Source organism: Stenotrophomonas sp. DDT-1 (assembly GCF_001580555.1).
Taxonomy (GTDB): Bacteria; Pseudomonadota; Gammaproteobacteria; order Xanthomonadales; family Xanthomonadaceae; genus Stenotrophomonas; species Stenotrophomonas sepilia.
This window is the reverse complement of sequence record NZ_LEKR01000009.1, coordinates 116,415-127,164: the sequence shown is the minus strand read 5'-3', so window position 1 is coordinate 127,164 and position 10,750 is coordinate 116,415. Positions and strand designations below refer to the sequence as shown.

The following is a 10,750-nucleotide window of genomic DNA, read 5'->3' as shown; positions in this document are numbered from 1 at the left end:
TGGGCAGGACGCCCAACCCCGGTCTTGCCGTGTGCGCAGGACAGCGCACACGAGCAAGCGGCGACCGAGCTTACATGGGTGAGGGCGCTTTGCTTGCGAAGCACTGCTTCGCAAGCGCCCGAACGCACAGCCGCCAGCGGCTGGGCCGGGCCCCGGAGGGGTACTTGCAGCGTCCCCCGCAACCGGACCCACTCCGCCAACCCACGGAAAGCCCGCTGTTGCTTTTTAGGTTGCCGGCCAGCGGCCGGTACTACCACGGTTGCAGAGCGCAGCCCTGCCGAACCAACCCTACCTGCCCGGCAACTGCGCGAACGCGCGCTGCATGCAGTCCTCGCGCGGGCACACCCGGCAACCCGGCCCGATCGATACCGAATTGCCCGGGCTCTGCACATCCAGCCCCAGTGAATACACCAGCCGCTCGGCATGCTGCAGATCGCAGCCCAGCGCCACCGCGAAGGTCTTGCGCGGCTGGCCATGGCCCACCGGGCCACTGCTGACCTGCCGCGCCAGCCAGAAATGACGGCGGCCATCGGGCATGCGCGCGGTCTGGGTAAGGATACGGCCTGGCTGGTTGAACGCCTCGTAGACGATCCACAGCGGGCACGAGCCACCCACCTGCGAGAAATGGAAGTCGGTGGCCGAATGGCGCTTGGATACGTTGCCCGCGCGGTCCACGCGGATGAAGAAGAACGGCAGGCCGGGCGCACTGCGCCGTGCCAGCGTGCTCAGCCGGTGGCAGACCGCCTCGAAGCCGACGCCGAACTGGTGCGCCAGCAGTTCGATGTCGTAGCTGCTGGCCTCGGCCGCACGCAGGAAGCGCATGTAGGGCATGACCAGCGCGCCGGCGAAGTAGTTCGAAAGACCCACCCGCGCCTGCGCGATGCGCGCGTCATCGGTGAAGCCCGCACGCGCCACCACCGCGTCGATCTGCGGCAGGTAGCCGTGCAGGGCCAGTTCGGCGGCCATCTGGAACGCCTGCTGGCCTGGCTCCAGGTAGTCCGGCAGCCACAACCGGCGCGTGCCGGCATCGTAATGGCGCTTCTCGCGCCCGGCCTGCAGTGCGGCCACTTCCACCAGCACGCCGTGGCGGTCGGCCAGCAGCTGGCGCAAGCGCGGCGCCACATGCCCAGGCGATAGCCCCCACTCGGCGAACAGGCGCTCGGCCAGTTCGTCCAGCTCGGGAATATGGTTGTGCATGCGGTTGAAGAACTCGCGCACCTGGTCGCCGGCCGGCAGGGTGCTGCCGGCGCCGGGCTCGCCCAGCTGGAACTCCAGCGCGGCGGCATGCTCGCGCAGTGCCAGGTGGCGGCGGTGCAGGTCCAGCAGCGCACGGCTGACCTGCGGCAGGTTGCCCGCCAGGGCGCGCAGTTCGGTGGCACTGACTTCGGCCAGGCCCAGGTCGCGCAGGGTCTCGCCCAGCGCTTCCTGCAGCGCGGCGGGCTCATCTTCGTCGAACAGCGCCGAAACATCCCCGAGTACCTGGCCCAGCTTCTTCTGCACGGCCGGGGTCAGTGGACGCTTGTTGCGCTCAATCTGGTTCAGGTAGCTGGCCGACAACCCCAGTGCCCGCGCCAGGTCAACCTGGCTGTAGCCGCGCTGTTCGCGCAGCCGCAGCAGGCGCAGGCCGAGTTGCCGCTGGGGAGCTGAGGAATTCACAGAATTAACAGGAATCGTGGGGCGTGTTGGCCAGATTAAGCGGATTCAGCCCGGAAATCGAGGTGGATGCTGTGAATAATGCCAAGCATCTTTCGCACCCTGTGGGATTGTCGTCATGACTGTTGCAGCGCCCCGTATCCGCATGCTGATCGATGGCCAGTTCGTTGAATCGGCCACCTCCCACTGGCAGGACGTGATCAATCCGGCCACCCAGGACGTGCTGGCCAAGGTGCCCTTCGCCACCACCGGCGAAGTGGACGCCGCCGTCGCCGCCGCCAAGGAAGCCTTCAAGACCTGGCGCAAGACCCCGATCGGCACCCGCGCGCGCATCTTCCTGAAGTACCAGCAGCTGATCCGCGAGAACATGAGCGAGCTGGCCCACATCCTCACCGCCGAACAGGGCAAGACTCTGCCCGACGCCGAAGGCGATGTGTTCCGCGGCCTGGAAGTGGTCGAGCACGCCGCCGCCATCGGCAACCTGCAGCTGGGCGAGCTGGCCAACAACGTGGCCAATGGCGTGGACACCTACACGATCATGCAGCCGCTGGGCGTGTGCGCCGGCATCACACCGTTCAACTTCCCGGCGATGATCCCGCTGTGGATGTTCCCGATGGCGATTGCAACGGGCAACACCTTCATCCTCAAGCCGTCCGAGCAGGACCCGATGGTCACCATGCGCCTGGTCGAGCTTGCCCTGGAAGCCGGCATTCCGAAGGGCGTGCTGAACGTCGTCCACGGTGGCGAAGAAGTGGTCAACGCGATCTGCGACCACCCGGACATCAAGGCCGTGTCGTTCGTCGGTTCCACCCGCGTCGGCACCCACGTGTACAACCGTGCCTCGCTGGCCGGCAAGCGCGTGCAGTGCATGATGGGCGCCAAGAACCACGCCGTGGTGCTGCCGGACGCCAACAAGGAACAGACCCTCAACGCGATGGTCGGTGCGGCCTTCGGCGCCGCGGGCCAGCGTTGCATGGCCGCCTCCACCCTGGTGCTGGTCGGTGAAGCGCGCAACTGGGTGCAGGATCTGGTCGAAAAGGCCAAGACCCTGAAGGTGAGCGCCGGCACCGTGTCCGGCACCGACGTCGGCCCGGTCATTTCCTGCAGCGCTCGCGAGCGCGTGGAAGGCCTGATCGCCTCGGGCGTGGAGCAGGGCGCCAAGCTGGTGCTCGATGGCCGCAGGCCGCAGGTGGATGGCTTCGAGAAGGGCAACTTCGTCGGTCCGACCATCTTTGCCGGTGTCACCACCGACATGCGCATCTACCAGGAAGAAATCTTCGGGCCGGTGCTGGTCATCCTCGAAGCGGAGACGCTGGAAGACGCCATCGCGATGGTCAACAGCAACCCGAACGGCAACGGCACCGCACTGTTCACCCAGTCCGGCGCGGCCGCGCGCAAGTTCCAGGAAGACATCGACGTCGGCCAGGTCGGCATCAACGTGCCGATCCCGGTGCCGGTGCCGCTGTTCTCGTTCACCGGTTCGCGCGCCTCCAAGCTGGGCGACCTGGGCCCGTACGGCAAGCAGGTGGTGCTGTTCTACACCCAGACCAAGACGGTCACCGCGCGCTGGTTCGATGACGAAACGCTGAGCCACGGCGTCAACACCACGATCAGCCTGAAGTAACGGCAGGAGCAGCCATGAGCCACTCGATGACGACGGAACTGGAAGAAGCGCAGCAGGCGTACCGCGAGGCAGCGCGCGACTTCGCACTGGCCGAACTGGCACCGCACGCCGCGCGATGGGATGCGGAGGGCATCTTTCCGCGCGAGGCGATCGCCAAGGCCGGTGAACTGGGCTTCTGCGGTCTGTACATGGACCCGGAAGTGGGCGGCAGCGGCCTGAGCCGGCTGGACGCCGCCGTCGTCATCGAGGAGCTCGCCAACATCGATCCGTCGACTGCGGCCTACATCAGCATCCACAACATGGCCTCGTGGATGGTGTCCACGTGGGGCCAGCCAGCACTGCGCGATGCGTGGGGCACTGACCTGTCCTCGGGCAACAAGCTGGCCTCGTACTGCCTGACCGAACCGGGAGCCGGTTCCGATGCGGCCTCGCTGAAGACCACCGCCGTGCGCGACGGTGACTTCTATGTGCTGAACGGCTCGAAGGCCTTCATCTCCGGCGCCGGTGCCACCGAACTGCTGGTGGTGATGGCACGTACCGGCGGTGCCGGCGCCGGCGGCGTCAGCGCCATTGCAGTGCCGTCGGACCTGCCGGGCATCAGCTTCGGCCGCAAGGAAGAGAAGATGGGCTGGAACAGCCAGCCCACCCGTGGCATCACCTTCGAAAACGTCCGCGTGCCGGTCAGCCACCTTCTGGGAGAGGAAGGCGGCGGCTTCAAGCTGGCGATGAAGGGGCTGGATGGTGGCCGCATCAACATTGCTGCCTGCTCGCTGGGTGCCGCGCAGGGCGCGCTGGATGCCGCGCGCCGCTACATGGGCGAGCGCCGCCAGTTCGGCAAGGCGCTGGCCGAGTTCCAGGCGCTGCAGTTCAAGCTGGCCGACATGGTCACCCAGCTGGTGGCCGCGCGGCAGATGGTGCATACCGCCGCACGCAAGCTCGATGCCGGTGCCAGCGATGCCAATGTGTGGTGCGCGATGGCCAAACGTTTTGCTACCGATGCGGGTTTCAACGTCTGCAACGAAGCGCTGCAGATCCACGGGGGCTACGGCTACATCCGCGAGTACCCGATCGAGCGCCTGCTGCGTGACTGCCGCGTGCACCAGATCCTGGAAGGCACCAACGAGATCATGCGGGTGATCGTTGCCCGTCACCTGCTCAACACCGAAGAGGAACTGCGATGAAGGATTGGCGTACCCAGGAGCACGTGGGCCTGAAGGTGGAGGTCGATGGCCACACCGCCGTGGTTACCCTGCACAACCCGCCGGCGCACACCTGGACCGTGCACAGCCTGTCGGCGCTGCGCGACCTGGTCGGCGCGCTCAACGCAGACCGCGACATCTACGCGCTGGTGATCACCGGTGACGGCGAGAAGTTCTTCTCCGCCGGTGCCGACCTCAACCAGTTCGCTTCCGGCGACAAGGCCGCAGCGCGCGAAGCCGCGCGCCGTTTCGGCGAAGCCTTCGAGGCGCTGTCCGGTTTCCGTGGCGTGTCGATCGCCGCGATCAACGGCTACGCGATGGGCGGAGGCCTGGAATGCGCGCTGGCCTGCGACCTGCGCATCATCGAAGACCACGCCCAGGTGGCGCTGCCGGAGGCCACCGTCGGCCTGCTGCCGTGCGCCGGTGGCACCCAGAACCTGCCGCGCCTGGTCGGCGAGGGCTGGGCCAAGCGCATGATCCTGCTGGGCGAGCGCATCAATGCCGAGACCGCGCTGCGCATCGGCCTGGCCGAAGAAAAGGTCGGCAAGGGCGAAGCCAAGGCACTGGCGCTGGAGTGGGCGAAAAAGGCCGGCAAGCAGAGCCCGACCAGCATCGCCGCCTGCAAGACGCTGGTACAGGCCACCCGCACCGGCACCCACGCCTCGGCGCTGGTGGCCGAGCGCGAAGCCTTCGTCGATCTGTTCGACACCGCCGACCAGGTCGAGGGCGTGACTGCCTTCCTGGAAAAGCGCGCCGCGCAGTGGAAGAACGCATGAGCACCGACACCGCTGCCGACGACGCACCGGTGCTGTTCGAGGAGCGCGTGGCCGGTAACGGCATGCGCATCGGCATCGCCACGCTCAACGCGCCGCGCACGCTCAATGGCTTCTCGCTGCCGATGGCACACCTGCTGCTGGAGCAGTTGAACGCCTGGGCCGACGACGACGGCATCGCCATGGTGGTGCTGCAGGGTGCTGGCGAGAAGGCGTTCTGCGCTGGCGGCGACCTGCACAGCCTGTACAAGGCCATGGTCGCCTTCCGTGAGGCCGGCCGCAGCGACATCCGCGAGAACGACTACGCCGCCGAGTTCTTCGACGTCGAGTACCGCGTCGATTACCTCATCCACACCTACGCCAAGCCGATCCTGTGCTGGGGCCACGGCATCGTGATGGGCGGCGGTATCGGCCTGATGTCCGGCGCCAGCCATCGTGTGGTCAGCGAGCGCTCCAAGCTGGCCTTCCCGGAAATCACCGTTGGCCTGTTCCCTGATGTCGGTGGCAGCTGGCTGCTGCCGCGCGTGCCGGGCAAGGGCGGGCTGTTCCTGGCCCTGACCGGGGCGCTGCTCAACCCGGGCGATGCCATCTACGCTGGCCTGGCCGATGTACATGTGCCCGAAGAGCGCCGCAGTGCGGTGTTCGATGCGCTGCTGCAGGTGGCCTGGTCCAGTGAGCCCGCACACAACCACGAACGCCTGACCCATCTGCTGCAGTCGCATGCCAGCGATGCCGCCACCGGTCCGCTGCTGGCCAACGCGGCGCAGGTCGATGCGTTGTGCGAAGGCGATGACCTTGAAGCCATTGTCGCGCGCATTGCCGGCCTGCAGACCGATGATGCGTGGTTGCAGGCGGCACAGAAAACGCTCGCCGCCGGGGCACCTGGGTCAGCACGGTTGTCGTACGAGCTGCAGCGCCGCAGTGCCGGCCAGGATCTGGCCGCAATCTACCGCCTGGAGTACATCGTCGCCCTGCATTGCGCCGCCCATGGTGATTTCGCCGAAGGCATCCGCGCGCTGCTGATCGACAAGGACCGCAATCCGCAGTGGAACCCGGCCACCCTGGCCGAGGCCACCTGTGCGTGGGCCGACACCTTCTTTGCTTCCCCCTGGGCCGCTGCCGCGCATCCGCTGGCCGACCTGGGCACTCCCCTTGTTGAAAGGAGCCTTGCATGAGCCGCATTGCATTCATCGGGTTGGGCAACATGGGTGGCCCGATGGCCGCCAATCTGGTCAAGAACGGCCACACCGTGCGCGTGTTCGATCTGGTCCCGGCCGCGGTGCAGGCCGCCGTCGATGCCGGTGCCAGCGCGGCGTCGTCGGCACGCGATACCCTGGCCGATGCGGAGGTCGTGATCTCGATGCTGCCGGCCAGCCGCCACGTTGAAGGTGTGTACCTGGGCGATGACGGCATCCTCGCCGCGATCCCGGCCGGTGCACTGGTCATCGACTGCAGCACGATCGCACCGGCCAGTGCCCGCAAGGTTTCCGAAGCGGCCGCCGCGCGTGGCCTGCAGATGATCGACGCACCGGTCTCCGGCGGTACCGCTGGCGCCCAGGCCGGCACCCTGACCTTCATCGTCGGTGGCGAAGAGGACGCGCTGGAACGCGCTCGCCCGGTGCTGCAGGCGATGGGCAAGAACATCTTCCATGTCGGCGCCAGCGGTGCCGGCCAGGTCGCCAAGCTGTGCAACAACATGGCGCTGGGCGTGATCATGGCGGTGACCGGTGAAGCCATCGCACTGGGCGTGGCGCACGGGCTGGACCCGAAGGTGCTGTCGCAGATGATGGCGGTCAGCACCGGCCGCAGCTGGGCCACCGAGGTGTGCAACCCGTGGCCGGGCGTGCTGGAGAATGCGCCGGCCTCGCGTGGCTACAGCGGTGGCTTCGGCAGCGATCTGATGCTGAAGGACATGGGCCTGGCGGTGGAAGCGGCGATGAGCGTCGGCGCCTCGATCCCGCTGGGCGAAGTGGCCCGCAACCTGTACTCGATGAACCACCAGGCCGGCCGCGGCAAGCTGGATTTCTCCAGCGTCGTGCAGCTCATCACCAGCGACCGGTAACCGGTCGCTGGTCCGCGCATTCCACCTTATCCCCGCGCCGTTGGCGCACCCCCTTGAACAACAAGGGGGCTCTCCTCCAGAAGGATGGATGCGCGCCGTAGCGAATGCGTCCCCGGCCGCGTGCCGGGGACCACCCGAGGTGGGATGGGCGGATGTTCGGTTTCGACCGGCATCCGCCCATTTTTTGCACCGCGCGCGGGTAGTGCCGGCCGTTGGCCGGCAGCACCGCATCAGGCAACGATCAGCGTTACATCAATATTGCCGCGGGTGGCGTTGGAGTACGGGCACACGACGTGTGCCTTCTGCACCAGTTCTTCCACCTGCTCGCGCGGCACGCCCGGCACGTTGATGGTCAGCTCGGCCTCGATGCCGAAACCGGTCGGGATCTGGCCGATGCCGACCTTGCCGGTGACGGTGGTGTCGGCCGGCAGCGCGACCTTGGCCTGGCCGGCGACGAACTTCAGCGCGCCCAGGAAGCAGGCCGAGTAGCCGGCGGCGAACAGTTGTTCCGGGTTGGTGCCTGGGCCGCCGGCGCCGCCCAGCTCGCGCGGGGTCGACAGCTGGATGTCCAGCACGTTGTCGGAGGAGACGGAACGGCCTTCGCGGCCGCCGGTAGAGGTGGCCTGGGCGGTGTACAGAACCTTTTCGATGGACATCGGGATGCTCCTGGTCAGTGGGTGGGTGTTGCGTTGGAGCCTACTTTGCCCGCTTTCCGCGTACGTTGGGTTGCAACGCGTACGAAAAACTTGATCGATCGTCCTGTTGGCCTAGATCGTCCATTCGCGGTCGGTGGTGAACATGATGGTCAGCCAGCGGTCCGGCGAGGCCTCGCCCAGCGCATCGCCGATCTCATCGCGCAGCCGGTCCCATTCCACCAGCGGCCGCGGCGGGTCGTCCTCGCGCACCACGAAGAACAGTTCGATCTGTTCGCCACGCCCGACCTGGGCCACGTAGCTGCGGTGCTCGACGAAGCCATGCTCGGCCACGATCGCGCGTGCCACCGCGTCCACGTGCGCCTGCAGTTCCGGCGGGGTGACCAGCAGGATGCCGGCCAGCGCCCGGCGCACGGTGCCGAGCGGGGCGATCATCACCAGCACGCAGACGAAGGCGAGGATGGCCGGGTCGATGTACGGCCCGACCCAGGCCCAGGACGTGCCCTGCACCAGCACGCCGCCGAGGAAGGCCAGCAGGTAGCAGGCCGACATGCTGGCCGCGATCACCCAGTTTTTCGCATCCAGTGCGATGAACTCCGAGCCGATACGGCGGTTGGCGCGCAGCACGAACCAGGCCAGCGCACCTTCGCCGACGATCGACAACCCGGCGAAGGCGATGGCCGGACCGAGCGCGATGTGGCGGCCGCCGGACATCAGCGCGTCGACCGCATTGACCAGCGCATACAGCGCAGCGCCGATCATCAGCGTGCCGCTCACCCCCAGCACGATCGGCTCCAGGTGCCAGAAGCCCATGGTGAAGCGCTGGTTGAGCCGCGACTGCAGCGCGTCGGTGCTGGTGGACAGTGCGATCAGCCGCGCGACCAGCAGTGACAGCCAGGTCATCACCACATCGATCAGGCCGTAGATGCCGTCGAAGATGATCAGCGAGGAATTGGCCAGCAGGCCGAACACTACCGCTGCCGCGGCCAGCAGCAGTGAGCCTGCGATGGACAGGCGCAGCACGCCTTGTTCGGTGGCGGGATCGAAGAACTGTGCGTGGTCGGTGGCCATGGCGCGATTGTAGAGCGGAGCCATGCTCCGCTGCCGTTGCGGACTGTCGACGCTGTCCCTTGGCAGCCCTGTGCCGTAGACTGCGTCCCTCCCACGTACCGATTCCCGCCTGCAGTGATCACGCCACCCTGACCCTTGCCGCATCTCGGCAGCCGGCCCGCCCGGCTCAGGAACCCGCGTCTTTCCACTGCAGCGCCATGCGGCCACGCCCGCGTGCGCGCGGAGTTTTTCCATGCAAACGTCCTACCCCCTGCGCCAGCAATGGCTCGGCAACATCCGTGGTGATCTGCTGTCCGGCATGGTCGTCGCCCTGGCCCTGATTCCCGAGGCCATCGCCTTCTCGCTCATCGCCGGCGTCGACCCCAAGGTCGGCCTGTACGCCGCGTTTTCCATCGCGGTGGTCACCGCCATCGCTGGCGGCCGGCCGGGCATGATCTCCGCCGCCACCGGTGCAATGGCGCTGGTGATGGTCGACCTGGTCAAGGACCATGGCCTGCAGTACCTGTTCGCCGCCAGCATCCTGGCCGGCCTGCTGCAGGTGCTGGCCGGTGTGTTCAAGCTTGGGTCGCTGATGCGATTCGTCTCGCGCTCGGTCATCACCGGCTTCGTCAACGCGCTGGCGATCCTGATCTTCCTGGCGCAGATGCCGGAACTGATCGGCCGCGGTCCCACCGTCTACGTGCTGTGTGCCGCCGCACTGGCGATCATCTACCTGCTGCCGCGCCTCACCCGCGCCGTGCCTTCGCCGCTGGTGGCAATCGTCGTGCTCACCGCCGTAGTGATCGGCTTTGGCGTGGACGTGCGCAGTGTTGGTGACATGGGCCAGCTGCCGGACAGCCTGCCGCAGTTCCTCATCCCCGATGTACCGCTCAGCTGGGAAACGCTGCGCATCCTGCTGCCGGTGTCGGCCACGCTGGCCGTGGTCGGCTTGCTCGAATCGATGATGACCCTGCAGATCGTCGAGGACATCACCGAGACGCCCAGCGAGCGCAACCGCGAATGCGTCGGCCAGGGCGTGGCCAACACGGTCACCGGGTTCCTCGGCGGCATGGCCGGCTGCGCGATGATCGGCCAGTCGGTCATCAACGTGACGTCTGGTGGCCGCGGCCGCCTGTCCTGCCTGGTGGCCGGCGTGCTGCTGCTGGTGCTGGTGGTGTACGGCAGCGACCTGGTGCGGCAGATCCCGATGGCTGCGCTGGTGGCGGTGATGATCATGGTCAGCATCGGCACTTTCAGCTGGCGCTCGCTGCGCGACCTGCGCACGCATCCGCGCAGTTCCTCGGCCGTGATGTTGCTGACCGTGGTGGTCACCGTGGCCACCCACGACCTGGCCAAGGGCGTGCTCAGTGGCGTGCTGCTGTCGGCGCTGTTCTTCGCCCGCAAGGTCGGCCGCATGCTGGAGGTGCAGCGCGAGGATGCCGGAGACACGCAGGTCTACCGCGTACGCGGGCAGGTGTTCTTTGCGTCTGCCGGCCAGCTGGGCGCGGCGTTTGACTACCAGCACGTCGCGCCGAAGGTGCAGATCGACCTGCGTGACGCCCACCTGTGGGACCTGACCGCAGTGGCCGCGCTGGAACGTGCGCAGGAAAAGCTGGCCGCGCATGGGGCGGAGGTGGTGGTGGTGGGCCTCAATGTGGCTAGCCAGACGCTGATCGAACAGGTGGGCGGGCGCGCGGGCGGGCATTGAGGCTTACGCATCCTGCTTCTGCGACGAG

9 protein-coding genes are annotated in these 10,750 nt (G+C 67.3%); 6 read left to right on the top strand and 3 right to left on the bottom strand.

Annotation, left to right across the window (positions count from 1 at the left end; translation table 11 throughout):
* Nucleotides 1-288: 288 nt before the first annotated feature.
* Nucleotides 289-1,656: a short-chain fatty acyl-CoA regulator family protein gene (locus AB839_RS07135; protein WP_061478833.1), complete on the bottom strand. Its 1,368-nt coding sequence runs from the start codon at nucleotides 1,654-1,656 to the stop codon at nucleotides 289-291.
* Nucleotides 1,657-1,771: 115 nt separating this feature from the next.
* Between AB839_RS07135 and AB839_RS07130 the strand changes: the two genes are divergently transcribed.
* Genes AB839_RS07130 through mmsB form a run of 5 tightly spaced genes read left to right on the top strand, consistent with a single transcriptional unit; the run spans nucleotide 1,772 to nucleotide 7,311 of the window.
* Entirely contained in the window at nucleotides 1,772-3,277 is a 1,506-nt protein-coding gene (locus AB839_RS07130) for a CoA-acylating methylmalonate-semialdehyde dehydrogenase (RefSeq protein ID WP_061478832.1), read from the top strand.
* Between the two features lie 14 nt (nucleotides 3,278-3,291).
* Nucleotides 3,292-4,458 carry an acyl-CoA dehydrogenase family protein gene (locus AB839_RS07125; RefSeq protein WP_061478831.1) on the top strand — a complete coding sequence of 389 codons (1,167 nt, stop codon included), beginning with the start codon at nucleotides 3,292-3,294 and terminating at the stop codon, nucleotides 4,456-4,458.
* Entirely contained in the window at nucleotides 4,455-5,252 is a 798-nt protein-coding gene (locus tag AB839_RS07120) for an enoyl-CoA hydratase (protein ID WP_061478830.1), read from the top strand. Before AB839_RS07125 ends, AB839_RS07120 begins: the two co-directional genes overlap by 4 nt.
* Nucleotides 5,249-6,424, top strand: a complete 1,176-nt coding sequence (locus AB839_RS07115) for an enoyl-CoA hydratase/isomerase family protein (protein ID WP_061478829.1) — start codon at nucleotides 5,249-5,251, stop codon at nucleotides 6,422-6,424. Before AB839_RS07120 ends, AB839_RS07115 begins: the two co-directional genes overlap by 4 nt.
* On the top strand, nucleotides 6,421-7,311 hold the full coding sequence (gene mmsB, locus AB839_RS07110; protein ID WP_005420650.1) for a 3-hydroxyisobutyrate dehydrogenase: 891 nt from the start codon (nucleotides 6,421-6,423) through the stop codon (nucleotides 7,309-7,311). Before AB839_RS07115 ends, mmsB begins: the two co-directional genes overlap by 4 nt.
* 230 nt (nucleotides 7,312-7,541) lie before the next feature.
* On the opposite strand, the gene AB839_RS07105 is transcribed toward mmsB, so the two are convergent.
* Both AB839_RS07105 and AB839_RS07100 read right to left on the bottom strand, forming a co-directional pair.
* Entirely contained in the window at nucleotides 7,542-7,967 is a 426-nt protein-coding gene (locus AB839_RS07105; protein WP_061478828.1) for an organic hydroperoxide resistance protein, read from the bottom strand.
* Nucleotides 7,968-8,078: 111 nt separating this feature from the next.
* Nucleotides 8,079-9,059 (bottom strand): cation transporter, encoded by a 981-nt coding sequence (locus tag AB839_RS07100; RefSeq protein WP_061478827.1) that lies wholly within the window; start codon nucleotides 9,057-9,059, stop codon nucleotides 8,079-8,081.
* 208 nt (nucleotides 9,060-9,267) lie between these two features.
* Here AB839_RS07100 and AB839_RS07095 point away from each other — a divergent pair, with 208 nt between their 5' ends.
* Nucleotides 9,268-10,722 (top strand): SulP family inorganic anion transporter, encoded by a 1,455-nt coding sequence (locus AB839_RS07095; RefSeq protein WP_061478826.1) that lies wholly within the window; start codon nucleotides 9,268-9,270, stop codon nucleotides 10,720-10,722.
* Nucleotides 10,723-10,750 lie beyond the last annotated feature (28 nt).